25 protein-coding genes, 2 pseudogenes and 1 riboswitch are annotated in these 22,818 nt (G+C 67.8%); of the genes and pseudogenes, 7 read left to right on the top strand and 20 right to left on the bottom strand.

Annotated elements, in window-relative coordinates:
• The first annotated feature begins 49 nt into the window (after window positions 1-49).
• The gene (locus V7060_RS03090) at window positions 50-577 is read left to right on the top strand and encodes a metal-dependent hydrolase (protein WP_334177796.1); all 528 of its coding nucleotides are present in this window, start codon (window positions 50-52) and stop codon (window positions 575-577) included.
• A gap of 152 nt (window positions 578-729) precedes the next feature.
• Here V7060_RS03090 and V7060_RS03085 read toward each other — a convergent pair whose 3' ends face one another.
• Together V7060_RS03085 and V7060_RS03080 are read right to left on the bottom strand one after the other, a co-directional pair.
• Window positions 730-1,140, bottom strand: coding sequence for a hypothetical protein (locus tag V7060_RS03085; protein WP_334177795.1), 411 nt, complete (start codon window positions 1,138-1,140; stop codon window positions 730-732).
• A gap of 18 nt (window positions 1,141-1,158) precedes the next feature.
• Window positions 1,159-2,412 (bottom strand): multidrug effflux MFS transporter, encoded by a 1,254-nt coding sequence (locus V7060_RS03080; protein ID WP_334177794.1) that lies wholly within the window; start codon window positions 2,410-2,412, stop codon window positions 1,159-1,161.
• Between the two features lie 202 nt (window positions 2,413-2,614).
• Window positions 2,615-2,734, top strand: a riboswitch (glycine riboswitch).
• Window positions 2,735-2,775: 41 nt separating this feature from the next.
• Between V7060_RS03080 and gcvP the strand changes: the two genes are divergently transcribed.
• Window positions 2,776-5,679 carry an aminomethyl-transferring glycine dehydrogenase gene (gene gcvP / locus V7060_RS03075; RefSeq protein WP_334177793.1) on the top strand — a complete coding sequence of 968 codons (2,904 nt, stop codon included), beginning with the start codon at window positions 2,776-2,778 and terminating at the stop codon, window positions 5,677-5,679.
• A 161-nt stretch (window positions 5,680-5,840) separates the two neighbouring features.
• On the opposite strand, the gene V7060_RS03070 is transcribed toward gcvP, so the two are convergent.
• A complete protein-coding gene (locus tag V7060_RS03070) occupies window positions 5,841-6,746 on the bottom strand; it encodes a LysR family transcriptional regulator (RefSeq protein WP_334177792.1) in 906 nt (301 codons plus the stop codon).
• A 127-nt stretch (window positions 6,747-6,873) separates the two neighbouring features.
• Between V7060_RS03070 and V7060_RS03065 the strand changes: the two genes are divergently transcribed.
• On the top strand, window positions 6,874-7,638 hold the full coding sequence (locus V7060_RS03065; RefSeq protein WP_334177791.1) for an SDR family oxidoreductase: 765 nt from the start codon (window positions 6,874-6,876) through the stop codon (window positions 7,636-7,638).
• A 192-nt stretch (window positions 7,639-7,830) separates the two neighbouring features.
• Here V7060_RS03065 and V7060_RS03060 read toward each other — a convergent pair whose 3' ends face one another.
• Window positions 7,831-8,259: a VOC family protein gene (locus V7060_RS03060; protein WP_334177790.1), complete on the bottom strand. Its 429-nt coding sequence runs from the start codon at window positions 8,257-8,259 to the stop codon at window positions 7,831-7,833.
• 181 nt (window positions 8,260-8,440) lie between these two features.
• Between V7060_RS03060 and V7060_RS03055 the strand changes: the two genes are divergently transcribed.
• Together V7060_RS03055 and V7060_RS03050 are read left to right on the top strand one after the other, a co-directional pair.
• Window positions 8,441-10,540 (top strand): catalase, encoded by a 2,100-nt coding sequence (locus V7060_RS03055; RefSeq protein ID WP_334177789.1) that lies wholly within the window; start codon window positions 8,441-8,443, stop codon window positions 10,538-10,540.
• 33 nt (window positions 10,541-10,573) lie between these two features.
• Complete coding sequence (locus V7060_RS03050) at window positions 10,574-11,032, top strand: hemerythrin domain-containing protein (protein ID WP_334177788.1); 459 nt, start codon at window positions 10,574-10,576, stop codon at window positions 11,030-11,032.
• Window positions 11,033-11,341: 309 nt separating this feature from the next.
• Here the strand turns inward: V7060_RS03050 and V7060_RS03045 are convergent, their stop codons facing one another.
• The 3 genes from V7060_RS03045 to V7060_RS03035 form a co-directional block, all read right to left on the bottom strand.
• A complete protein-coding gene (locus V7060_RS03045; RefSeq protein ID WP_334177787.1) occupies window positions 11,342-11,506 on the bottom strand; it encodes a hypothetical protein in 165 nt (54 codons plus the stop codon).
• A 59-nt stretch (window positions 11,507-11,565) separates the two neighbouring features.
• Window positions 11,566-11,871: a hypothetical protein gene (locus tag V7060_RS03040; protein WP_334177786.1), complete on the bottom strand. Its 306-nt coding sequence runs from the start codon at window positions 11,869-11,871 to the stop codon at window positions 11,566-11,568.
• A gap of 162 nt (window positions 11,872-12,033) precedes the next feature.
• Window positions 12,034-12,525, bottom strand: coding sequence for a pyridoxamine 5'-phosphate oxidase family protein (locus tag V7060_RS03035; protein WP_334177785.1), 492 nt, complete (start codon window positions 12,523-12,525; stop codon window positions 12,034-12,036).
• Window positions 12,526-12,745: 220 nt separating this feature from the next.
• Between V7060_RS03035 and V7060_RS03030 the strand changes: the two genes are divergently transcribed.
• The gene (locus V7060_RS03030; protein ID WP_334177784.1) at window positions 12,746-13,105 is read left to right on the top strand and encodes a glycine zipper 2TM domain-containing protein; all 360 of its coding nucleotides are present in this window, start codon (window positions 12,746-12,748) and stop codon (window positions 13,103-13,105) included.
• A gap of 107 nt (window positions 13,106-13,212) precedes the next feature.
• Here V7060_RS03030 and V7060_RS03025 read toward each other — a convergent pair whose 3' ends face one another.
• From V7060_RS03025 to V7060_RS02995, 7 genes are all read right to left on the bottom strand, one after another.
• Entirely contained in the window at window positions 13,213-15,318 is a 2,106-nt protein-coding gene (locus V7060_RS03025; RefSeq protein ID WP_334177783.1) for a bifunctional diguanylate cyclase/phosphodiesterase, read from the bottom strand.
• Window positions 15,319-15,530: 212 nt separating this feature from the next.
• Window positions 15,531-15,788 (bottom strand): thioredoxin family protein, encoded by a 258-nt coding sequence (locus V7060_RS03020; protein ID WP_334177782.1) that lies wholly within the window; start codon window positions 15,786-15,788, stop codon window positions 15,531-15,533.
• 119 nt (window positions 15,789-15,907) lie between these two features.
• Window positions 15,908-16,660 (bottom strand): hypothetical protein, encoded by a 753-nt coding sequence (locus tag V7060_RS03015; RefSeq protein ID WP_334177781.1) that lies wholly within the window; start codon window positions 16,658-16,660, stop codon window positions 15,908-15,910.
• Window positions 16,661-16,886: 226 nt separating this feature from the next.
• Window positions 16,887-18,029: a HAMP domain-containing sensor histidine kinase gene (locus tag V7060_RS03010; protein WP_334177780.1), complete on the bottom strand. Its 1,143-nt coding sequence runs from the start codon at window positions 18,027-18,029 to the stop codon at window positions 16,887-16,889.
• A 110-nt stretch (window positions 18,030-18,139) separates the two neighbouring features.
• On the bottom strand, window positions 18,140-18,409 hold the full coding sequence (locus V7060_RS03005; protein ID WP_334177779.1) for a hypothetical protein: 270 nt from the start codon (window positions 18,407-18,409) through the stop codon (window positions 18,140-18,142).
• 34 nt (window positions 18,410-18,443) lie between these two features.
• Window positions 18,444-18,638, bottom strand: coding sequence for a hypothetical protein (locus V7060_RS03000; RefSeq protein ID WP_334177778.1), 195 nt, complete (start codon window positions 18,636-18,638; stop codon window positions 18,444-18,446).
• Window positions 18,639-18,655: 17 nt separating this feature from the next.
• Window positions 18,656-18,850: a hypothetical protein gene (locus tag V7060_RS02995; RefSeq protein ID WP_334177777.1), complete on the bottom strand. Its 195-nt coding sequence runs from the start codon at window positions 18,848-18,850 to the stop codon at window positions 18,656-18,658.
• Between the two features lie 123 nt (window positions 18,851-18,973).
• On the opposite strand from V7060_RS02995, the gene V7060_RS02990 reads away from it, so the two are divergent.
• Window positions 18,974-19,249 carry a hypothetical protein gene (locus V7060_RS02990; RefSeq protein WP_334177776.1) on the top strand — a complete coding sequence of 92 codons (276 nt, stop codon included), beginning with the start codon at window positions 18,974-18,976 and terminating at the stop codon, window positions 19,247-19,249.
• 8 nt (window positions 19,250-19,257) lie between these two features.
• On the opposite strand, the gene V7060_RS02985 is transcribed toward V7060_RS02990, so the two are convergent.
• From V7060_RS02985 to V7060_RS02960, 6 genes and pseudogenes are all read right to left on the bottom strand, one after another.
• Window positions 19,258-19,623 carry a response regulator gene (locus tag V7060_RS02985; protein ID WP_334177775.1) on the bottom strand — a complete coding sequence of 122 codons (366 nt, stop codon included), beginning with the start codon at window positions 19,621-19,623 and terminating at the stop codon, window positions 19,258-19,260.
• Window positions 19,620-20,456, bottom strand: a pseudogene (locus V7060_RS02980) (HWE histidine kinase domain-containing protein); the annotation flags it as partial. The gene V7060_RS02985 and the pseudogene V7060_RS02980, both read right to left, overlap by 4 nt.
• 147 nt (window positions 20,457-20,603) lie before the next feature.
• Window positions 20,604-20,996, bottom strand: a pseudogene (locus V7060_RS02975) (PAS domain-containing protein); the annotation flags it as partial.
• A gap of 386 nt (window positions 20,997-21,382) precedes the next feature.
• Window positions 21,383-21,688, bottom strand: a complete 306-nt coding sequence (locus V7060_RS02970; protein WP_334177774.1) for a hypothetical protein — start codon at window positions 21,686-21,688, stop codon at window positions 21,383-21,385.
• 165 nt (window positions 21,689-21,853) lie between these two features.
• Window positions 21,854-22,159 (bottom strand): hypothetical protein, encoded by a 306-nt coding sequence (locus V7060_RS02965; RefSeq protein WP_334177773.1) that lies wholly within the window; start codon window positions 22,157-22,159, stop codon window positions 21,854-21,856.
• Window positions 22,160-22,337: 178 nt separating this feature from the next.
• Entirely contained in the window at window positions 22,338-22,646 is a 309-nt protein-coding gene (locus V7060_RS02960) for a hypothetical protein (protein WP_334177772.1), read from the bottom strand.
• Window positions 22,647-22,818: the final 172 nt, after the last annotated feature.

Raw genomic sequence — 22,818 nt, 5'->3', positions numbered from 1 at the left:
GCACACGAAACGCCTCGAACCTGTCGGCCATGTCCCGCGGACCCGCCCCATGCCGACCGTCCTGACCCACGCACTGATTCCCCTGGCCGGTGGCATCGCGCTGGGTGCGCGGCGCGTGCCGACACGCGTGGTCGCCGCCGGCATGGTGGCCGCGATGCTGCCGGATGCCGATGTCGTCGCCTTCAAGCTGGGCATCGACTATGCGCATGCGCTCGGCCACCGCGGCGCCAGCCATTCGTTGGTGTTCGCCATGGCGTGCGGCGCCGTCGCCGCCTGCGGCGCACGCTGGCTCCGTGCGTCGGCGATCACCGCGTTCCTGTTCATCGCGCTGTCCGCCGCATCGCATGCGCTACTGGACATGCTGACCGATGGCGGCCTGGGCGTCGCGCTGTTCTGGCCGTGGTCGGAGACGCGGCACTTCGCGCCATGGCGGATGATCGAAGTGTCGCCCTTCGCGAACCGCTTCTTCAGTGCGCGTGGCGTGGAGGTGCTGCTGTCGGAGTTGCGCTGGGTGTGGTTGCCGGTGCTGATGCTCGCTGGCGTCGCTGCATGGCTGCGCCGCCGTGCTCTTCCGTAGGAGCGACGTGAGTCGCGACCGCACGGCAGGAGAAGTCGATCGCTACGAAGGCGTGCATGAATGGGGCAACCATATCCACCTGCTGACGCATGGATGGCACGTCGTGATCCGCGGTCGCGACTGACGTCGCTCCTACAGAGAACACAAGCGACTCAATTCACGTCCGGCGCAGGCTCCGGCTTGCGCGCCTTCATCTGTTCGGCCAGCTGTTCCTCGAACTGCTCCAGCGTCAGGCCCTGCGCGGCTGCCTCGATCACCGCGGTGTCGCGCAGCTCATCCGAATAGACCAGCCGCACCGCGTTGCCCTGCGCCTCGTGCAGGGCCGCCGCCTGCTTGATCATCGCCAGGACCTCGGCCGCGCTGTCGGAGGTTCCCGCGATGCGGCCGTCCAGGCCCAGCACCCACACGCCGGCCTGGCGCACGACGCCCGCCAGCAGCTCCCCTTCGGGATTGCGCAATTCGGCATGCGGCTCGATCGCCGGCGCGTTCGCGCGCGCCTGGTTCTGGGCCTTCGTTGCCTTGCGCTTCTTCGCCTCGCGGCGGGCCTTGGACTGGATCGACATGGAAGTTCTCGCGGAAGGTCAGAGTTGATCGGTGGGTTCCAGCGCGGCGGCTTCGCGCGGGCACCGCAGGCGGCGATGGTGCGCATGCGCTTCCCATTGCCACATCATCCAGCCCAGCAGCACGAAGCCGGCCATGCCGAGCGCCAGATGCAGGCCATGATGGCTCAACAGTGGCGACAGCAGGCCGGCGATCACGGCATTGATGATCAGATTGCTGAAGGCCTGCAGCGACGACGCTGCACCGCGCTGGCGCGGGTACATGTCGAGGATCGCCAGCGTCAGGATCGGGAACACCAGCGCCACTCCCAGTGCCGCCAGCATCATCGGCAGCACGGCCCACGGCACGTCGATGTCATCACCAGCCCAGGCGTTGTAGCCCACGTTGGCCACCATCGCCAGCGCCATGCAGGCGTAGCCGATCCTCACCAGCCGCGCACCCTCGATGCGCCCGGCGGCACGACCGGACAGGAACGCACCCAGCACCATGCCGCCGATGGTCGGCAGGAACAGCCAGGCGAACTGCTGCTCGTCCAGGTGCAGCAGGTCCATCACGAACGCCGGCGCCGAGGCGATATACAGGAACAGGCCGCCGAAACTCAGCGAGCCGGCCGCCGCCAGCCGCAGGAAGCGCGGGTTGCGCGCGATGCCGACGTAGTCGCGCAGCAGGATGCGCGGCGATACCTTCAGGCGCGCCGCCGGCGGATGCGTCTCCGGCAGCCAGCCGATCACCGCCGCGATCAGCAGCAGCGAGAAGCCAGCCAGGAACCAGAAGATCATCGGCCACGCGCTCCAGCCCAGGATCCAGCCGCCGACGATCGGCGCGATCGCCGGGGCGATGCCGAAGATCATCGACACCTGGCTCATCAATCGCTGCGCATCGTCGCCGTCGCGCGCATCGCGGACCACCGCGCGCCCGACGATGAAGCCGACACCGGCGGACAGGCCCTGCACCGCGCGGAACAGCAGCAGCGTGCCCATGTCGGTGGCCAGGGCGCAGCCGACCGAGGCCAGCAGGAACACGAACAGCCCGCCCAGGATCACCCGCCGGCGCCCGAACCTGTCCGACAGCGGCCCGTGCACCAGGCTCATCAGCGCGTACGTCAGCAGGTAGACGCTGATCGTCTGCTGCATCGCCACCTTGTCGGCACCCAACTGCGCACCGATGGCCGGAAACGCCGGGAAGATGGTGTCGATCGAGAACGGGCCGAACATCGCCAGACCGCCCAGCAGCAGGGCCAGGCGGCGGTTGGAAATGGCGTGGGGGGCACTCATTGCGGGGAAGCTCCGGACAGGCGCGGCGCGGACTTCATGAACAGGCCGCGCCGGGTGGCACATGGTACGCCCAAACCGCCGGGGCCCTGCCGTGCCGGGCTATAATCCGCCGGCAAGACCCAGGTGGGAGAAGCCCGTCGCCCGCGACGTGCTGCCGAAGGCGCAAACGCCCGTAATCGCTCAGGCCCGATACCACCGCTGCTGCAAACACTCTGGAGAGACCGGTCGCCCTCGTGGCCGCACCGGCGCCGAAGGGGCACGAAGCACGCGATCCTCGTCGGCGCGCTTCCAAACTCTCAGGCAAAAGGACAGAGGGGCATCCCACGTGCGGCTTCCGCGCGCTGGCCCTCTTCGCCCTTCCGGATGCCTCCCATGTCGAACACCCCTTCCCTGCGCGAGCTCGAGCACCACGGCGCGTTCCTCGAACGCCACATCGGCCCCAACGACGCCGAGATCGCGCACATGCTGCGCGTGGTCGGCCACGATTCGCTGGATGCGATGACCGACGCCATCGTGCCGGGCAACATCAAGTCCGCGCAGCCGCTGGCCCTGCCCTCGCCGATCAACGAGGAAGAGGCACTGGCCAAGATCCGCGCCGTCGCCGACCGCAACCAGGTGTTCCGCAGCTTCATCGGCCAGGGCTACTACGGCACGCACACGCCGAAGGTCATCCTGCGCAACATCCTCGAGAACCCAGCCTGGTACACCGCCTACACGCCGTACCAGGCGGAGATCTCGCAGGGCCGCATGGAAGCGCTGATCAACTTCCAGACCATGGTCACCGACCTGACCGGCATGGAGATCGCCAGCGCCTCGCTGCTGGACGAAGCCACCGCCGCCGCCGAGGCGATGACGCTGGCCAAGCGCTCCGCCAAGTCGAAGTCGAACACCTTCCTGGTCGCCGGCGACACCCATCCGCAGACGCTGGAAGTGCTCGCCACCCGCGCCGAGCCGCTCGGCCTCACCGTCGATGTCGTGCGCTCCACCGATGCCTTCCACGAGAAGCTCGCCGCCGGCGACTACTTCGGCGTGCTGGTGCAGTACCCCGCCTCCAGCGGCTGGATCGCCGACTGGGCGAAGGATGCCGAGGCCATCCACGCGAACAACGCGCTGTTCGTCGTCGCCACCGACCTGCTGGCGCTGACCCTGCTGAAGCCGCCGGGCGAGATGGGCGCCGACATCGTCATCGGCAACTCGCAGCGCTTCGGCGTGCCGTTCGGTTTCGGTGGCCCGCATGCGGCGTTCATGGCCTGCCGCGATGCCTACAAGCGCAGCATGCCGGGCCGCCTGATCGGCGTGTCGGTCGATGCCGAAGGCAAGGCCGCCTACCGCCTGACGCTGCAAACGCGCGAGCAGCACATCCGCCGCGAGAAGGCCACGTCCAACATCTGCACGGCGCAGGTACTGCTGGCGGTGATGGCCAGCATGTACGCCGTCTACCACGGTCCGGAAGGCCTGGCGCGCATCGCCGGCCGTGTCGCCCGCCTGACCGCCATCCTGGCCGAGGGCCTGCGCACGCTAGGCTATCCGGCCGTACACGCCAGCGCGTTCGACACGCTGTGCATCGAACCCGGCGATGCACGCGAGGCCATCCTGGCGCGCGCCCGCGCCGCCCGCCTCAACCTGCGCGTGCGCGGCAACGGCTCGCTGTGCATCTCGCTGGACGAAACCACCACGCGCGCCGACCTCGATGCGCTGTGGTGCGTGTTCGCCGGCGAAGGCTCCACCCTGCCTTCGGTGGATGCGCTGGACGCCAGTGCGCCGTCGCTGATCCCGGCGGATCTGCGCCGCAGCAGCGACTTCCTGACCCACCCGGTGTTCAACACGCACCACAGCGAGCACGAACTGCTGCGCTACATGCGCTCGCTGGCCGACAAGGACCTGGCGATGGATCGCACCATGATCCCGCTGGGCAGCTGCACCATGAAGCTCAACGCCACCGCCGAGATGATCCCGGTGACCTGGCCCGAATTCGGCAACATCCACCCGCTGGCACCGGCAGATCAGACCCATGGCTACACGCAGCTGATCGACGAGCTGGAAGCGATGCTGGTCGAGTGCACCGGCTACGACGCGGTCAGCCTGCAGCCCAACTCCGGCGCGCAGGGCGAGTACGCCGGCCTGCTCGCCATCCGCGCCTATCACCGCGCCCGCGGCGAGGGCCATCGCGACATCTGCCTGATCCCCGAATCCGCCCACGGCACCAACCCCGCCAGCGCGCAGATGTGCGGCATGCAGGTGGTGGTGACCAAGTGCGATGCCAACGGCAACGTCGATGTCGAGGACATCCGCCGCGCCGCCGAGAAATACAGCGAGCGCCTGGCCGCGATCATGATCACCTACCCGTCCACGCACGGCGTGTTCGAGGAGGACGTGGTCGCCATCTGCGACATCGTCCACCAGCACGGCGGCCAGGTGTACACCGACGGCGCCAACATGAACGCGCTGGTCGGTGTGGCCAAGCCGGGCAAGTGGGGCTCGGACGTCTCGCACCTCAACCTGCACAAGACCTTCTGCATTCCGCATGGCGGCGGCGGTCCCGGCGTGGGTCCGTGTGCGGTCAAGGCGCATCTGGCACCGTACCTGCCGAAGAAGCTCGGCGGTGAAGGCGATGTAGGCATGGTGTCGGCAGCCAGCTTCGGCAGCGCCAGCATCCTGCCGATCAGCTGGATGTACATCACCCTGATGGGCGCGCAGGGCCTGCGGCTGGCCACCCAGGTGGCACTGCTCAACGCGAACTACATCGCCACGCGGCTGGCCCCGCACTTCGAAACGCTCTACACCGGCCGCAACGGGCTGGTGGCGCACGAGTGCATCCTCGACCTGCGCCCGCTCAAGGACGCCACCGGCATCAGCGCCGAGGACGTGGCCAAGCGCCTGATCGACTTCGGCTTCCACGCGCCCACGCTGAGCTTCCCGGTCGCCGGCACGCTGATGGTCGAGCCGACCGAAAGCGAATCGCAGCACGAGCTGGACCGCTTCATCGCCGCGATGATCGAGATCCGCGAAGAGATCCGCGCCGTCGAGGACGGCCGCCTGGATCGCGAGGACAACCCGCTGAAGAACGCGCCGCACACCGCCACGATGGTGATGGCAAGCGAGTGGACCCACGCCTACCCGCGCGAACTGGCCGCGTTCCCGCTGGCCACGCTGAAGCAGCAGAAGTACTGGCCGCCGGTCGCACGCGTGGACAACGTCTACGGCGACAAGAACGTCATGTGCGCCTGCATCCCGGTGGATGCGTACAAGGAGGATGTGGAGGCGTAATCAACCAACGCTTCCGCGCGAGAAGGCCCCGCACCGCGGGGCCTTCTGCGTTCCGGCACGGGATACTCCCTGTGGGAGCGACGCCAGTCGCGAAGCCTTTCGCCGTTCCCCCGAGGTATCGTCGCGACTGACGTCGCTCCCACGAATACAGCGGACACGCATCAGTTCGGTTGCAGGTGCGGCTGCACGGTCTCCGCCAGCCACGCCATGAAAGCCTGCACGCGCTGCGGCAGATGGCGGCGATGCGCGTACAGCAACGTCACCGGCATCGGCTCGGCGGCGTACTGCGGCAGCACCTCCACCAGCAGCCCCTGCTCCACCAGCGTGCGCAGACCCGCGACCGGCGCCTGGATCAAGCCGAGGCCGGCCATGCAGGCGGCTTCGTAGGCATCGGAACTGTTGACCGTCAGCGCGCCTTCCATCGGCACGCTCGCGTAGCGCGCGCCATCCCAGTATTCCCAGCCGTCCGGTTTGCCGCCGAAGGTGCTGGCGTAATGGATCAGCCGGTGCGCGTGCAGGTCCTCCGGCGATGACGGCACGCCATGCCGCTGCAGGTAGACCGGGCTGGCGCAGGTCACCACGCGCAACTGGCCCAGCGGTCGCGCGATCAGGCTGGTGTCGGCCAGCGCGCCCACGCGCAGCACACAGTCGAAGCCCTCACGCACCACGTCGACACGGCGGTCCGTGCAGCTCAGTTCCAGTTCCAGCTGCGGGTGCGCATGGAGGAAATCCGGCAGGTGCGGCAGCACGAAGTGGCGGGCGAAGCGCGCCGGCATGTCCACGCGCAGACGGCCCCGCAACGCCTGCGGCGTGCGCGCGAACAGGTGCTGCACCTCGTCCATGTCGGCCAACAGGTCGCGGCAGCGTTCGTAGAACGCCTGTCCGTCCTGGGTCATCTGCACGCGCCGGGTGGTCCGGTGCAGCAGTTGCGTGCCCAGCCAGGCTTCCAGTTGCTGCACGGCGGTCGACACGCTGGCCTTGGGCAGGCCCAGGCTGTCGGCGGCGCGGGTGAAGCTGGCCATCTCGGCCACCCGCATGAAGGCCTGCATGGCATCAAGGCGATTCATGGCGACGCTCGTGATTGTTCGCTGATCGCGAACGGTCCAATCAGTGTAAGCCGATTTATCCCATGATCACCGCCCAATACAGTGACCGCACGGTGCAACCACCGCCTTCCCCGACTGGAGTCCCACCATGACCACGAAATCCGCTCCCCTCACCCTGATCACCGGCGGCAGCCGCGGTCTCGGCCGCGCCATGGCCTTCGCCGTTGCCCGCCAGGGCCACGACGTGCTGCTGACCTACCGCAGCCAGCAGGCCGAAGCCGAGGCTGTCGTCGCCGAGATCGAAGCCCTCGGCCAGCGCGCTGCCGCGCTGCCGCTCGACGTCGGCCAGAGCGATGTATTCGACACCTTCGCCGATGCCGTGCGTACCCGACTCACTGCATGGGGTCGAGAACGGTTCGACCACCTGGTCAACAACGCCGGGATGGGCGTGCACGCGGGCTTCGCCGAGACCACCCGCGCCCAGTTCGACGCGCTGGTCGACGTGCACCTCAAAGGCCCGTTCTTCCTGACCCAGACCCTGCTGCCGCTGCTCGCCGACGGCGGCCGCATCGTCAACATCTCCTCGGGCCTCGCCCGCTTTGCCTTGCCCGGCTACGCAGCGTATGCAGCGATGAAGGGCGCGATGGAGGTGCTGACGCGCTATCAGGCCAAGGAACTCGGCGCACGTGGCATCGCGGTGAACATCATTGCGCCCGGCGCGATCGAAACCGACTTCGGCGGCGGCGCCGTGCGCGACAACGCCGAGCTCAATGCGTTCGTTGCGGAGCAGACCGCGCTGGGCCGCGTCGGATTGCCCGACGACATCGGCGGCGCCGTCGCCCTGCTGCTGTCCCCGGGCGCTGGCTGGATCAACGCACAGCGCATCGAAGTCTCGGGCGGCATGTTCGTGTAAGCCTTGTGTTTCCTTCTCCCCGCGAGGCGGGGAGAAGGTGCCCGGAGAGCCTGCCCCGTACTTGATACGGGGGCGGATGAGGGGCTAGCGCAAACTCCACCGTGCTGCGGTACTCATGCAACCGGACTTCGTTCGCCCCTCACCCGCCTTCGGCACCCTCTCCCCGCTCGCGCAGGGAGAGGGAGGCATACATCAGAACTCGATCTTCACCGAAGCGGCGCTGCGCTTCGCTTCACCGTGGAAGACCGCTTCGATGTTGTTGCCATCCGGGTCCAGCACGAACGCGCCGTAGTAGCCCGGATGGTAATCGCGCAGTCCCGGCGCGCCGTTGTCCTTGCCGCCATGCGCCAGCGCGACTTCGTGGAAACGGTCCACCATCGCGCGATCCTGCGCCTGGAACGCCAGATGGTGGCGACCGGTCAACACGCCATCCGCCGCCTCGCTGTCGGCGGTGCAGACGAACAGCTCGTCCGCCCAGAAGTAGCCCTCCTCCTCACCGCCCATCGGCACGCCGAGTACCTCGAACACGGCGCGATAAAACGTCCTGCTGGCATCCAGGTCGCGCACGACCAGCTGGATGTGGTCGATCAGGCGGCCTCGATGCAGTTCCTGGGTTTCCATGGTGCGATCCTCGGGGTGAAGAGCCGACAGTGATGGCATTGAACGCGGACAGCCAGTGTCCGCGACCGCGTGTCTGCCCGCCGTCAACGGCCATGACATGGCCTGCACGCGACAGCGCGGATGATCGAATGCGCCAAGGCCTCCAGCACGGACGGCCGCCACGTCGTCCAGGAGACCCCAGATGGCTGCGCGCAAATCCTCCGCGAAATCCGCGTCCACCCCCAAGGCCAAGACAGGCGCCGCGGTGCCCGGCCAAGGGGGCGAACTGCACGTCACCGCCGGCGGCAGGCATCCGCCGTTGACCACCAACCAGGGCATCCCGGTCGGCGACAACCAGAACTCGCTGCGCGCGCACGACCGGGGGCCGACGCTGCTGGAGGACTTCATCCTGCGCGAGAAGATCACGCACTTCGATCACGAGCGCATCCCCGAGCGCATCGTCCACGCCCGTGGCACCGGCGCGCACGGCTATTTCGAGCTGACGAAGTCGCTGAAGAAATACACCACCGCACGCGTGCTCACCGAGACCGGCGTGCGCACGCCGGTGTTCTGCCGCTTCTCCACCGTGGCCGGCGGTGCCGGATCGGTGGACACGCCGCGCGACGTACGTGGCTTCGCGGTGAAGTTCTACACGCAGGAGGGCAACTGGGACCTGGTGGGCAACAACATCCCGGTGTTCTTCATCCAGGATGCGATGAAGTTCCCAGACCTGGTGCATTCGGTGAAGATGGAACCGGATCGCGGCTACCCGCAGGCCGGCAGCGCGCACGACACGTTCTGGGATTTCATCTCGCTGACGCCGGAAGCCTTCCACATGGTCATGTGGGCGATGAGCGACCGCACGATTCCGCGTTCGCTGCGGATGATCGAAGGCTTCGGCGTGCACAGCTTTCGCCTGCTCGACGCCAAGGGCAACAGTACCTTCGTCAAGTTCCACTGGCGTCCGACACTCGGCATCCAGTCCACCGTCTGGGACGAGGCGGTGAAGCTGCAGGCCGCCGACAACGACTTCCACCGCCGCGACCTGTTCGAGGCCATCCAGAAAGGCGACTTCCCCGAGTGGGAGCTGGCCGTGCAACTGTTCACCGAGGAACAGGCCGACGCCTTCCCGTTCGACCATCTCGATCCGACCAAGCTGATTCCGGAAGAACTGGTGCCGCTGACGGTGATCGGCCGCATGGTGCTGGACCGCTGGCCGGACAACTTCTTCGCCGAGACCGAGCAGGCCGCCTACTGCCCGGCCAACATCGTGCCCGGTATCGACTTCAGCAACGACCCGCTGCTGCAGGGCCGTCTGTTCTCGTACCTGGACACGCAGCTCTCGCGCCTGGGCGGACCCAACTTCCACCAGATTCCGGTCAACGCCCCCAAGTGTCCGTTCGCCAACCTGCAGCGCGACGGCCACATGCAGATGCAGGTGCCGAAGGGTCGGGTGAACTACGAACCCAGCAGCCTGCAGCCGGACACGCCGCGCGAAACGCCGGCCGGGTTCCGCAGCCATGCGAGCATGGCCGACGGCCGCAAGGGACGCGTGCGGCCGGAGAGCTTTGCCGACCACTACAGCCAGGCGCGGCTGTTCTTCCGCAGCCAGACCGCGCCGGAACAGGCGCACATGGCGGCAGCGCTCGTCTTCGAACTGTCGAAGGTGGAGACACCCCACGTGCGCGAGGCCATCGTCGGCCACCTGCGCCACATTGATGCCGATCTCGCCAGACGCGTCGCCGCTGGCCTCGGCCTGGATGCGCTGCCGCCGGCTCCGCCGACGACCGTGCAACCCCGCGACATGCCACCTTCGCCCGCGTTGCAGATCATCGGCAAGATGAAGTCCACGCTGAAGGGTCGCTGCGTCGGCCTCCTGGTGGACGACGGCTCCGATGCCGCCGCGATCGCCGCGCTGCGCAAGGCGGCGGAAGCGGACGGCGCACAGGTGAAGATCGTCGCGCCGAAAATCGGCGGTGCGAAACTGCACAACGGCAAACGCCTGGCGGCGGACGGGCAGTTGGCCGGCACGCCTTCCACCGTATTCGACGCCGTGGCGCTGGTGCTGTCGGACACTGCCGGCAAGGCGCTCGCATCGGAAGCCGCAGCCGTGGACTGGGTGCGCGATGCCTTCGGCCACCTGAAGGCCATCGCGCACGACGATGGCGCGGCGGCGATCATCAAGGTGGCCGCCATCGGCAAGGATGCCGGCGTGGTGAAGGCCTCCGACACCGCCGGCTTCATCAAGGCCGCGCGCACGCGCCAGTACGCGCGCGAACCCAAGGTCCGCACCCTTCCCTGATCCCGTTACCCGCCGTCGCCAGGAACTCCGCACATGCCTGAATCCATCTACGACGCGCTGCATGAAAGCCACGAGACGCAGCGCTCGCTGTGCCGCCGCCTGCTGCGGTCCAAGCCCGGCACGCGCGAACGGCTGGACCTGTTCACTGCGCTGCGCATCGAACTGGCCGCGCATGCCGCCGCCGAGGAACGCTTCCTCTACGCACCGATCCTGATGGACGACCGTGGCCTGGATTCATCGCGCCACGCGCTGCACGAACACCACGAGATCGACGAGCTGGTCGAGGACATCCAGTCGCTCGATCCGCGCCATGCCGCGTGGCTGAAGAAGGCGCGCGAACTGTCGGAGAAGGTGCACCACCACCTGCGCGAGGAGGAAAGGAAATTCTTCCAGGTCTCCGGCCGCATCCTCAGCACCACGAAGAAAACGCAGCTGGCGCGCCAGTACCGCCGCGACTACGCGCGCATGCGCAAGAAGCTGGAGGCGGAGTAGTCACGCCACGACCAGCGAACCGAAGCGCAGGACAGCGCATGTTCACGCTCACATGTGACCCGGCCCGCAATTCCCGCCGCACCGGACCGATACGTTGACATGGTGTTCGCAAACCGCACGCGACACTTCCGGCGTGGTCGATGCTGCTTCTGCAGCGAGCCGGATCCAGCGGTAACAGCCACGGCGGCCACACCGGTACCGTTGTGCGAAGCCCCAGCTTCGTCCAGCCTGGCTGCATGTGCGTCCCCGTCCGAAGGATCGCTGGCACGGTACCTGCTTCATCGTTGTGCGACGACGGAACGCGTGGCCTCAGCCACGCGTTCCCTCCTTGCGGGAGTCGATCAGCGCGTGGAAGCCGCATCCGGCATCGGCCGACTCGCGCGACGCGAGCAGCGCGGCAGGCGCGGCAAACGTCACGACGGCCAACGTCGCAGCCGCCAGCATGCCGGTGGCGCACATCGGCGCGATCTCCACCGGGCTTCTTTCATGGCGTCGACGTACGCGCCGCCGTCCTGCATCGGGAGAGAACCGTGTCATGCGTTTGGCGGGAACGACGTGCGGATGCGTGGAATTACCTCCAGCGGCGCAGCCAGCGATTGCAACTGGCAGAACGTGGCATCGTAGGCGGCGACTTCTTCCTGATGCTGGCACAGCGCCCGGAACGGATTGCGGGCGGACAGTGCCTGCGCCGATGCCCGCAGGCGATCACCGTCGGGGTGGTTTTGCACCAGGGCGGCCACCCACACGGTAAGGGCTTCGAGTTGACCGGTGGTGCGGGCGTCGCTGGTATCCAGGCGGTCCAGCAGGTTGTACAGATGGGTTTGCGAGTACGGCAACATGGGGCGGGCTTCCGGGACTGATCCACCGCATGCGTGGCCCCTGTTCCAGCGCATCGGTTGCATTGGATCACGCGCGCCGGCGCAGACGCCGGCCACACGCCAACGGTCGGAGTCATGCGCCGTTGGGGAACGCATGACTTCCGGCCTATCCGCGCATCGACGTCATCCGCGCAGGTCGACGTCCGCCACCTTGTCCTGGTAATCCTCTTTCGGGTCCACGCCGAGCAGCATCTTCACACCGGCGAGCAGGCTCTGCTCGTTGAGCCATATCTCGGCGTGCTCGGCGTCGAAGCGCAGCAATGCGAGCTTCGGATCATCTTTTCCTCCTTCATACCAGGCCGCGACGAAGGGATTCCAGAGACGTTCGATGACAGCGCGATCGTCATCGCGCACCACCACCCCCTGGAGGCTGGCGAAAATGTCGTGCCCCATCGAGGCGAACGTCGCCACCGCGCGTTGCGGCGAGCGCGTGCGTTGCGCCAGCATGTTGTCGGTGGCGGTGAAAATCCACAGCGGTCCCCTGCCCTCATGCTCGAGCAATGCGGTCATCGGCCGTGTATGGCCATCTTCGCCACCGTCGAGACCGATCATCACGGTGCGATCGGACTTGATCGCCTTCCACAATTTCCTTTCCAGTTCCTCGGGCGTATGCATGGCGTGCTCCTGGGGTGTATGGAAAACGGTAAGCGTGCCGACGTGGTGCTCCCGTCAATATTGCGCGCCATCTGTCAGGTCGCCCTCATCTTTGTCATGCGTACGTCACGGCCGTTGAACCGCTGCATGAATGCCCCAGCTTGCGTGAGGTGTTTTTCACTGCTCGTTCGCATCGGGCGGCGCAGGCTGGCCCCGCAATACCCAGCCAAGGAGATCCGTCATGACCACCTCACGTGTCCTGCTGTCGCTCGGCCTGCTGTCGGTGATGTCCGCAGCCGCTGCGCAGACCTATGGTCCGGCAGACGAGGGGCGCCGTTTCAGCGATGGCAGCAAGGTCGAATGCCGCAACGTGGAAGTACACAAGAACAGCCGTGACCCGAACCGCGTCGCCGGCACCGCCATCGGAGCGGTCGTTGGCGGGCTGCTGGGCAACCAGGTCGGCAGCGGCAACGGCAAGAAGGTCGCCACCGTGGGCGGTGCGGTCGCCGGTGGCGCGATCGGCCGCAAGGTGCAGGGCAACAGCCAGGAGCACAAGGGCGACCGCGTCGTCGAGCGCCGTTGCGAGCGCATCTACCGCTAAGTGCACCCGCTCCCCCGGGACAGGTGCCACCGGCGCCTGCAGCGACGAGGCTGCAGGCGCCTTTCTTTTTTCCGCCTTCTGCGCCTCCGGGGCGCGCGGCGCACCTGCTACCCGTGCGTCCCCCAGGCCGTGGCTGCTTCCTGCAAGGGGTGGATGGACATGTCCTCCACCGCACGCGGCTTGCCGATGTAGTACCCCTGCAGGCGATTGCACCCCATCGCCACCAGCATCTGCTTCTGCTCCAGTGTTTCCACGCCCTCCGCCACCACCTCGAGTCCGAGTTGCTGGCCGAGCATCACCACCGACTGCACGATCGCGGCGTGGCGCGAGCCGGTGGTCATCTGCCGCACGAACAGGCGATCGATCTTCATTTCGTGCGCCGGCAGGTAGGCCAGGTACGACAGGCTGGAATAGCCGGTGCCGAAATCGTCCACCGAGATGCGCGCGCCCACCGCCACCAGTTGCGTGAGTACATCGACCGTGCGCTCGGGTTCGAGCATCGCCATCGATTCGGTGATCTCCAGTGTCAGCGCGCCCGGCGGCAGGCCGTGCCGGCGCATCGCCGAGGCCACCTGCGCCACCAGGTAGTCGCCGCGCACCTGCACTGGCGACAGGTTCACCGACACCGTGGGAACGCGCGCACCCGCGCGCCGCCATGCCGCCCATTGCCGGCAGGCTTCATCGAGCACCCACTGGCCCAGGTCGACGATCAGGCCCACGCGTTCGGCCAATGCGATGAACCGGTCCGGCATCACCAGGCCCTGTCGGGGATGCTGCCAGCGCACCAGCGCCTCCATGCCGGCCATGCCGTTGTCCTGCGCACGCACCTGCGGCTGGTAGTGCAGCACCAGTTGGCTGCGTTCCAGCGCCTTGCGCAGTTCGTACGTCAGCTGCAGCTGGCCCTGCACTTCGTCGCCCATCGACGGCGCATACAGCGCCAGTCCGTTGCGGCCGGCCTGCTTGATGTAATACATCGCGGCGTCGGCGTGCGCGATCAGCGCCTGCGCATCCTCGCCATCGCCGGGATACAGCGCGATGCCGACACTGGCGCTGACCGCCACGTCGTCGTTTTCCGCCAGTCGCGCCGACTCGGCCAGGCTGGCGAGCAGGCGCTCACCGCGTGCGGTGGCTTCGCCCACCTGCGATACCGGCGTGACCATGACGAACTCGTCGCCCCCGAGCCGGGCCACGGTGTCGCCCGGCTGCGCCATGCGCCGCATCGTGTCCGCCACGCGCGCCAGCAGCGCATCGCCCACGTGGTGGCCGAATGCATCGTTGACGCCCTTGAAGCCGTCCAGGTCGATGAACAGCACGGCGAAGCGCCCGCCCTGCAACTGCACTTGCACGATGCGCTCCTGCAGCGCGTCGATCAGCAGCAGCCGGTTCGGCAGCCCGGTCAGCGCGTCGTGCATCGCCAGGTGGGTCAGCTGGCGGTTGGCCTGCTGCAGCGAATCGGACAGGCGCGCGGTGCGGTCGTGCAGCAGCCGGTCCAGCGCACTCGCGCCGATCGCCGTCCCCAGCACGGCGGTGTTCACCACCACTACCAGCCAAGCCAGCGAATCGGGCGACAGGCCATCGCGCAGCGCGGCACTGCAGATCGAACCGGCGGGGAAATGCGCGGCGGCCATGCCGGTGTAGTGCATCCCCACGATGGCCACGCCCATTACGCCGGCGGCGAGCGCACGGTGCAGGCGTTCGTGGCGTGCGTTGTCGCGCAGGCGGTATGCAATGGCGAGCGCGGCGCCGGCGGCGACGATGGCGATCAGCAGCGACGCGACGAACCACGACGGTCGGTAGATGATGTCCGGATTCATCCGCATCGCCGCCATGCCGACGTAATGCATCGCGGCGATGCCCAGGCCCATCACCACCGCACCGCTCAGCAGCCTCAGCCGGGTGACGTCGTCGCGGGTGACCAGCCACAGGGCATAACCGCTGGCGGCCACCGCCATCGCCAGCGACAGCAAGGTGATGCCGATGTCGTAACCCAGCCGGATCGGCAGGCGCAGCGCCAGCATGCCGATGAAGTGCATGGACCACACGCCGATGCCCATGGCCAGCGCACCGCCGGCCAGCCACCAGCGCCGCGCCACGGTATCGCTGGCGCGGATGCGCCCGGTCGTTTTCAGCGCCGCATACGACGCGACGACGGCCACCACGAACGAGGTGGCCACCAGGTGCGGCACATAGGTCGCGATGAGTCCTGCTTCCATGGAACGTCCTTCGCGCTCCCACTCCTGACGGCTATAGCGACCGCGTGTGCGCCAGCATGATGCCGTCCGGCGGCAAACTGCCGAGCCGAGCGCCAGAGTGGCGATCAGGTCACAGAATTCCCTTCTCCTTTCCACGCGGGAACCTGCACCGGCAGGTCATGCAGGCGAAATGCGCGTTACGAACCGGCGTTACGAAGGCGAGCGGCCACGCCTCATTCGGTGGTCGCGTCCCGCTGCGGATCCAGGTCGGAGGCCCGCGTCGGACGCACCACGCGGGCACGCTCACGTCCTCCTTCCAGCACGATCAGGGTCGGCCACCGCGTCACCCCGAACGACCGGCCCAGCGGGCGTCCCTTGCCGTCATCCACCTTGAGGTGGGCGAGGTCCGCGCGTCCCGACAACCAGGCCTGCACGCAGGGGTGCGCGACCTGGCAGTGCCCGCACCACGGCGCGCCGAATTCCAGCACCACCGTTCCCGGCCATGCATCGACCGCGGCGCGCAACGGTTCGGTGACGGCGTCATCCGCGCGGTAGGGGTCATGACATCCCCCTTGCGCGCCCCGCCCTCGTGGATGAGGCGCGCGACGGATCAGTGCGGCTTCTGGCGGTCGAGGGTGAACGCGTCGGCGACGGCATGCTTCGCGCGTTCCCACGTCAGGCGGGAACCGCCGCGGGCGCGCTCCCAGCCGCGCTCGAGGTCCGAGGCCAGGCTGTTGTCCCACGTGCGATCGCTGTACTGGCCGCGCGCGTACGTGCCATACCGGTACGCCGACCGGTAGTCGTCGAACGCGTCGCCGTCCTGGCGATACGGGGCCTGGTCGAAGCGCTTGGCGAACGTATCGTCGCTCTGCGCGTACGCACCGTAGGTGCGATCCGCACGCTCCCACGCCTCCTGCAATGCCGGGCGTGCACGCTCCCAGTCCAGGCGCGATTCGCCGCGACGCGCTTCCCAGCCGGCCTGCAGGCGACGCTCGGTGTCTTCCCACGACTGTTCCGGATACTCGCCGCGCGCTACCGCACCGGCGTGGTACACGCCCGCGTAGTCGCGCTGGAAATCATGCTCGCCCGAGTAATAGGGGCGTGTCGGCGCCGCCTCGCGCCAGTAGTCGGCTTCCCCGGTGGGATCGATGCGTTCGGCCACGCCCTTGCCAGCGGCGGCGCCGATCACGGTGCCGGCCGCCGCACCGATCAACGTACCGATGGGACCGAACACGGTGCCGGCCACCGCGCCGGCGGCCAGGCCGCCTGCAGCGCCACCAACGCCGACGCCGACCGGGTGCGAACCCGGCGCGCCGCTGATGGGGTCACGGTTTGCATCGCGTTGTGAAGTATCGCGTGTCATCTGGGGATCCTCCGAAGTGATGGCGCGAAGCGACATGCATCGCGCCATGCCGGCACGGACAAAGACCAAGCGCCGTGCGCGGCGTGATCCCGATACTCCGCATTGCAGGTGATAGCGATGTGCAGCCGGGTCATGTTGGTGAGCACACCGTGACCGGAGTGCCCGCATTTCGACAACACGCGATGAATCCGCGGCGCATCGCCCGCACGATGCGCCGCGCCTGCGCTTATCGATGTTGCGGAACTTCTCCGCGACGGCCGTCGCGCGGCAGCGTGATGACGAACGTCGTGCTGCCATCGCCCGAACCGGCCGTCACGTCGCCGCCGTGCGCGTTGGCGATCTCGCGCACGATGAACAGGCCGAGCCCCAGGCTGGAATGCTCACCCTTGTTCGCGGCCCTGGAGCCGCGCCGCAACGGATCGAACAGGGCGTTGAGCGCATCGCCCGACAGCGACTCGCCGGCGTTGACCACGGCGATCCGCACCCGCTCGCCAGCGCCCGCGACCGACACGCCGATCCCACCGTGTACATCGCCGTACTTCGCGGCGTTGGTCACCAGGTTATGGACCGCTTCACGGACGCGCGCATCGTCGAAGTCGCCGCACGTGTCGCCCTCAACCCGCAGCGACATGGAGGCCTCGGGAAACGATACGCGGAGCAGGTCGATCTCCTCCGCGATCGCCTCGCCCAGGTCGCACGTCGCGCGTTGCAGGTGCATGCCGCCGCCCAGCGTGCTCTTGCTGTAATCCAGCAGGCCGTCGACCAGGCGGCCGAGTTGCAGACCACCGCTGAGGATGCGTTCCGCCTGCCGCGCATGCGGCGTGCCCTTCGTGCTGTCCACCAGCATGTCCGCGGTGCCGACCACGGCACCCAGCGGTCCGCGCAGATCATGCCCCAGCGCGCCCAGGAAGACATGGCGCCAGGACTCCACCGTGCGCGAGAATTCGAGCAGCGATTCGGCGACGGCCTGGTCGATCGCTTCATTGAAGCGGATCATGTCCTCGATGGAATCGGCGACGAGCGCCTGGTCCGCTGCCCACAGCCGCAGCACCGATGCGCGCAGCGCGCGGTACTCGGCAATCATCTGGTTGACGCCAAAGCCATCATCGGCACGGCTGCGTCCATGACTGGTGGCGGCCGACTCCTGGCCGGGCGCGGCCGGTGCGCGGCCTTCCGCCTTGGCGCGCTGCTGCGCGGGGCTTTGCGCGGTACGCAGGTCCAGCACGATGGCGCGCAGGATCAGCGGGATGTCGTTGCGCAGCGTCTTGACATCGAAATGCACGCCGGGTGGCGCCTGGGTGATGGCGAACTCCACGGCGTCTTCGAGAATGCGCTCGGTGTTCGCATGTATGAAGTCGGCAAGTCGCATGAGCACTCCTTCTTGCTCCCGGTGTCGAGTGGTGAGGCCTACGGTCATCCGGTCTTCCTCTTCGTTTCACCGCGCGGGCGGATTCGATCGTTCCGCCACCCGCACGCGGATCAGTCGGCGATGCTGCGCGGATCGCGCGGATCATCGATGTGGGATGGCTCTCCGCGTGGCTGGTCCGGACCACCGGGCACATCCCCGGGGTCGCCGGGGTCGCGCGGCATCGGCGGCACCTGCGGATCGCCCGGCTGGTAGGGATCGCTCGGCGTGCCCGGTGTACTGGGCTTGCCAGGTTCGGACGGCGTGCCGGGCGGTGACGGCTTTCCGGGAGGTGTCGGTGTACCCGGCGGCGTCGGCATGAGCGATGGGGCATGCGCACTCATCATCATGTACTCCGATGCGACGGGCACGGCGCCGTCAGTCGTTCGTAGTGGACGCACGCGAGGCCGCCGCCGGTCCGGCATTGCCGGATACCAGATCGCTCCAGCGAACTTCCACGCCATTGCGTCGCCCTTTCTCCACCAGCTTCAGGCCGTCGGGATCGATGGTCAGCGTGTACGGCTTGTCGCCGATGGTGAGTTCGCGTCGCAGTGCTTTGTCGAGAGGCGTCATGGTGGCTCCTGTGGGTCCTAGAGGGGGTTGGCATGGTGGCGGGGTTGGCCTTCGCCGGCGCCGGGTTCGACGTCCGGGTCGTTGCGCGTTTCGTTGGTGCGCTTGCCGGGCGATTCGCCGGGCGCGAGCGGACCGTCGGGACGGCGTTGCCGCTCTACGGCATTCGACGCGTGCGTGTCGTGCGTGTCGTGCGTCGATGGTGCGCGGGTCATGGCCGCTTCCTCGCAATCGTGTGCGAACAGCCTCGCCGCCGATGCGTTCGCGATCCGTGAGGGCGACGTCCGCATTTTCAGCGCACAGTCACGCGGTGCCGGAATCGACTGCGGGATGAATGCATGCACCGTGTACCGACGGCGTCTTTACATGCGCGCCACTACCGTCGCCGCATGCTCTGCCAAGAACGTATCGACGCGCGCCTGTCCGACGCGGAAATCCTGGTCCTCACCGGCGCCGATATCGGCGATCCCCACGCCTTCCTGCGTGCATTGTGGACGCAGGTCTACGATCAGGCACCGATGCACCTGCGTTCTTCGGCGTTGCGTCGCCTGCATGGCCTGTCGCGCCGGCTTGGCGTCAGTTACGTGCATGGCGCCGAATACGGCGCTGGCTGAGCCGGCGGTCAGCGCGCCGGCTGCAGGCGCGACAGCGCCGCTTCAAGGTCATGCCGGCGGAAAGGCTTCGCCAGTACGGGCGTGCCGGCATAACGTGCGGGCAGGCCTTCCTGTCCGTAGCCGGTGGTGAACACGAACGGCACGCCGCGTGCGCGCAACGCGTCGGCCACCGGAAACGATTCGGTCCCCGCCAGGTTCACGTCCACCACCGCCAGGTCCACGTCGAGCGTCTCCAGCTGTTCCAGCGCCGCCTCGACCGACCCGGCAGTGCCGGCAACCGTATAGCCGATCGCCGGCAACAGGTCTTCCAGCAACATCACCAGCATGAACTCGTCTTCGACGATGAAGATGGAACGGTGGGTGGCTGTGCTCATGCAGGCAGCTCCTTGCTGCGAAGGGGGGCGGTGATGCGGCAGACGACACCGGTTGGCGCGAAGGTCAGGTCGACGTCGCCGCGCAGGTCGTGGCGCAGGCCGCGCTCGATCAGGCGTGAGCCGTAGCCGCGCTGCGCCGGAGTGACGACCGGCGGACCATCGCGTTCCTCCCAGCACAGCACCAGCCGCGACCGGCCGTCATGCGCATCGTGGACCCACTGGATGTCGATGCGGCCAACGGGTGTCGAAAGCGCGCCGTACTTCATGGCGTTGGTGCACAGCTCGTGCAGCGCCATCGACAGCGCCAGCGCACGCTGCGGGTCAAGATCGACGCGCGGGCCGCGGATGACGAAGCGCTCCGCGTCGTCCTGCAGGCACGGCGCCACCGCGGCACGGACGATCTCCTCGATCTGCGCGCTTTCCCAATACGTGCGCGTGAGGATGTCGTGCGCCTGCGCCAGCGCGTGCAGCCGTGCCTCGAACCGCTCCGCCGCCAGCGCGGGGTTGCCGGTGTTGCGCAGCGTCTGCACCGCCATCGACTGCACGATGGCCAAGGTGTTCTTGACCCGATGGTTGAGTTCGTTGACCAGCAGGCGCTGGTGTTCCTCGTGCTGCTTGCGCTCGGTGATGTCGGTGGCGGCACCGAACCACTCGGTCACCTGGCCACCCAGCGGCCGGATCGGCACCGCGCGCGAAGACAGCCACGCCCACTCGCCGGTGTCGCTGCGCACGCGGTGCTCGGCCTTGAACGTGGTCTGCGTGGCCTGCGCCTGCGCGACGGCATCGGCCACCAGGGCGCGGTCGTCGGGATGGACCAGCACGTCCAGCCAGTCGGGGGTCAGCGAGCCGTGCCGGCCCAGCAGCAGGCTGCCGCCGACGACGTCCACTTCGGTCCAGTCGTGGTTGGTGCGGTAGACCAGATCGGACGTGGCGTTGACCATCGCGCTGAGTCGCTCCTCGCTCTGGCGGCGCGCCTCTTCGTGCAGCTTGCGCTCGGTGACGTCGCGGGTGGTGCCGGCGACGGCTTCGACCTCGCCGTCCGGGCCGATCACCGGCACCAGCAGGTAGTCGTAGATGCGGCGACCGTTGGTGCCGTTGAACGGGACGTCGCCGCGCACTGGCCGGCGGGTGGCGACCACGTCGTCGATCTCGCGGTCGTGCATGGCGGCATGCCAGGGTTCGTAGCCGATCTCCAGGCAGGTCTTGCCGATGGCCTCGTCCCAGGTCATGCCCCACATCGCCAACAAGGCCGCATTGGCGTAGGTGAAGCGGTGCTGCAGGTCCCACATGTAGACCAGGTCGGGGGTAGTCTGCAGCAGGGTTTCGTACAGGCGAACGCGCTGCTCCGCGGGGGCGTGCGCACCACCTGCCATCAAGGAACTGTCCATGAAAGCGTGCTGTTTCTGATGGCGATGCGTGACCCTACCGCCCGACGACGTGCGCGACCCGTGAAACTTGGCAGGGGGTGATCGCCAGCGAGGGCTGCTGTTCAGGGAATACGCCCGGAAGAAAGGCCCCTCGATACAGTTCGTCGAGGTATCCGGGATGTGGGAGCGGGTCGGGATCGGCTTCGAGAACGGCCGTCGGTGCGCCCCAGCCGTCCTGAAACGCCATGGCGATGCGGTCCTGTATCGCAAGAAAGGAACGCGTCTCGCACGTGTCTCGTGTGTGGCCGGCCCCGCGTGATGATGCCGCTCGCCATTCGCGAACAACGGACAGGCCGAGGATGCGCGGAATTGCCGCACGCGTCGGGCTTCCGTCAATCCCGCAACGTCAACGCCGGATGCTCATCGATGGTGCCGTCTTCGTTGACCACGACGAAACGGTCGCCTTCGCGGTTGAACAGCACGGGGATGGGACTCTTGAACAGCGGGCGACGGACGAACCCGAGGCGCCAGTGGAAGGCCTCCATCGTCTCCACGGTAACCCGCTGTGCGGGCGTGAGGCCGGCCAGCAGCGTGACGTCGTCCATCGTCGGCGCGCCGGTGCGGCGCTCCGGGCTGCGGGGTGCGGCGCCGGGGTTGCCGGGCTCGGCGGGATCGCGGGGGCGATGCGGATCCGTCATCCGGTGAAAGGCTCCTGATGGCGTGGGAAGTACATGCGTGCCACGGGCACGCGAAGGGTTACACCCTGTATCGGCCGACCGGAACAAAACGTGAGGAGGGAGATGCCGTGTCCATACACGATTCAGCGATGCGGGCAGAAATCCTCCGCGACCCATCGCCGCGTGTCAGACGCGCAATTGCAGGGTCGGCTGCTCGTTGAGCGTGCCGTCTTCCTCGATGACGACATGCCGCGTGTCGTCGCGGTCGAACAGCACCGGAATGGGCGTGCGGAACAGCGGGCGACGCACGAACGCGAGGCGCCACTTGAAGATCTCCAACGCTTCCAGCGTCATCAACTGCGCGGGCGTGAGGCCTGCGCGCAGCGCGTCGGCATCCTGCTCAGGCACAGGCTTGCGGCGTTCGGGTGCGGCCGGCGCGGGAGAGGGCCAGGGGCCGGTGATGACGGCGGCACGGGCAGCATTGCGGTACATCGGGGGAGACTCCGGCGATTGCGAGCGACGCCTGCAGGGATAGCGGCCACATGCGGCCGCGATCGAGGGTCGTGGTGCGCGATGCAAGGCGCGTGCCGGAAACAGGCCGTACACCGGTTGTCGCCGGCCCACGCATGCGGGGTTTGCGGACGGGTACGCGCAAAGCGCGCCAACCCGGTCAGTCGCGCAACTGCAGCGTGGGACGTTCGTCGAGGCTGCCGTCTTCCCGGATCACCACATAGCGGGTGCCGTCGCGGTTGAACAACACCGGGATCGGGGCCTCGAACACCGGCCAACGCACGAAGGCCAGCCGCCAGCGGAAGCTCTCCATCGTTTCCAGGGTGTCGAGCTGCGCGCGCGACAAGCCCGAGCGCAAGACAGTGGGATCTTCCACGGGTGCGGGGTCGCGGCGGTCGAGGGTGAAGGACGGCGACGCGGCATCGTCCGCCGTCAGGTCGTCGTGCGCGCGGTCGTTGGGATCATGCATGGGGGGGCAGCTCGAAAAACAGGCGCGCACGTGCAAGGACGGCACGGGGAGGCCGACGCAGGCGCAACCATGGGGAAGGGATACCTCTACCGCAGCGGTGCCGCAGGAACCGGCGACCGTCAGCGCATGAAAAAACCCCGCATTCGCGGGGCTTCCTTTCGATGCGGCGTGC

This window comes from Pseudoxanthomonas sp. (assembly GCF_036845285.1).
Classification (GTDB): Bacteria; Pseudomonadota; Gammaproteobacteria; order Xanthomonadales; family Xanthomonadaceae; genus Pseudoxanthomonas_A.
Note: the sequence above shows the minus strand (reverse complement) of the source record. Positions and strands in the feature narration are given on the sequence as shown.

Bases quoted from the DNA above. Each gene is read 5' to 3' on its own strand.
- V7060_RS03090 (WP_334177796.1), top strand. From the start codon at position 50: ATGCCGACCGTCCTGACCCACGCACTGATTCCCCTGGCCGGTGGCATC.
- V7060_RS03085 (WP_334177795.1), bottom strand. From the start codon at position 1,140: ATGTCGATCCAGTCCAAGGCCCGCCGCGAGGCGAAGAAGCGCAAGGCA.
- V7060_RS03080 (WP_334177794.1), bottom strand. From the start codon at position 2,412: ATGAGTGCCCCCCACGCCATTTCCAACCGCCGCCTGGCCCTGCTGCTG.
- gcvP (WP_334177793.1), top strand. From the start codon at position 2,776: ATGCCTCCCATGTCGAACACCCCTTCCCTGCGCGAGCTCGAGCACCAC.
- V7060_RS03070 (WP_334177792.1), bottom strand. From the start codon at position 6,746: ATGAATCGCCTTGATGCCATGCAGGCCTTCATGCGGGTGGCCGAGATG.
- V7060_RS03065 (WP_334177791.1), top strand. From the start codon at position 6,874: ATGACCACGAAATCCGCTCCCCTCACCCTGATCACCGGCGGCAGCCGC.
- V7060_RS03060 (WP_334177790.1), bottom strand. From the start codon at position 8,259: ATGGAAACCCAGGAACTGCATCGAGGCCGCCTGATCGACCACATCCAG.
- V7060_RS03055 (WP_334177789.1), top strand. From the start codon at position 8,441: ATGGCTGCGCGCAAATCCTCCGCGAAATCCGCGTCCACCCCCAAGGCC.
- V7060_RS03050 (WP_334177788.1), top strand. From the start codon at position 10,574: ATGCCTGAATCCATCTACGACGCGCTGCATGAAAGCCACGAGACGCAG.
- V7060_RS03040 (WP_334177786.1), bottom strand. From the start codon at position 11,871: ATGTTGCCGTACTCGCAAACCCATCTGTACAACCTGCTGGACCGCCTG.
- V7060_RS03035 (WP_334177785.1), bottom strand. From the start codon at position 12,525: ATGCATACGCCCGAGGAACTGGAAAGGAAATTGTGGAAGGCGATCAAG.
- V7060_RS03030 (WP_334177784.1), top strand. From the start codon at position 12,746: ATGACCACCTCACGTGTCCTGCTGTCGCTCGGCCTGCTGTCGGTGATG.
- V7060_RS03025 (WP_334177783.1), bottom strand. From the start codon at position 15,318: ATGGAAGCAGGACTCATCGCGACCTATGTGCCGCACCTGGTGGCCACC.
- V7060_RS03015 (WP_334177781.1), bottom strand. From the start codon at position 16,660: ATGACACGCGATACTTCACAACGCGATGCAAACCGTGACCCCATCAGC.
- V7060_RS03010 (WP_334177780.1), bottom strand. From the start codon at position 18,029: ATGCGACTTGCCGACTTCATACATGCGAACACCGAGCGCATTCTCGAA.
- V7060_RS03005 (WP_334177779.1), bottom strand. From the start codon at position 18,409: ATGAGTGCGCATGCCCCATCGCTCATGCCGACGCCGCCGGGTACACCG.
- V7060_RS03000 (WP_334177778.1), bottom strand. From the start codon at position 18,638: ATGACGCCTCTCGACAAAGCACTGCGACGCGAACTCACCATCGGCGAC.
- V7060_RS02995 (WP_334177777.1), bottom strand. From the start codon at position 18,850: ATGACCCGCGCACCATCGACGCACGACACGCACGACACGCACGCGTCG.
- V7060_RS02990 (WP_334177776.1), top strand. From the start codon at position 18,974: ATGCACCGTGTACCGACGGCGTCTTTACATGCGCGCCACTACCGTCGC.
- V7060_RS02985 (WP_334177775.1), bottom strand. From the start codon at position 19,623: ATGAGCACAGCCACCCACCGTTCCATCTTCATCGTCGAAGACGAGTTC.
- V7060_RS02970 (WP_334177774.1), bottom strand. From the start codon at position 21,688: ATGACGGATCCGCATCGCCCCCGCGATCCCGCCGAGCCCGGCAACCCC.
- V7060_RS02965 (WP_334177773.1), bottom strand. From the start codon at position 22,159: ATGTACCGCAATGCTGCCCGTGCCGCCGTCATCACCGGCCCCTGGCCC.
- V7060_RS02960 (WP_334177772.1), bottom strand. From the start codon at position 22,646: ATGCATGATCCCAACGACCGCGCGCACGACGACCTGACGGCGGACGAT.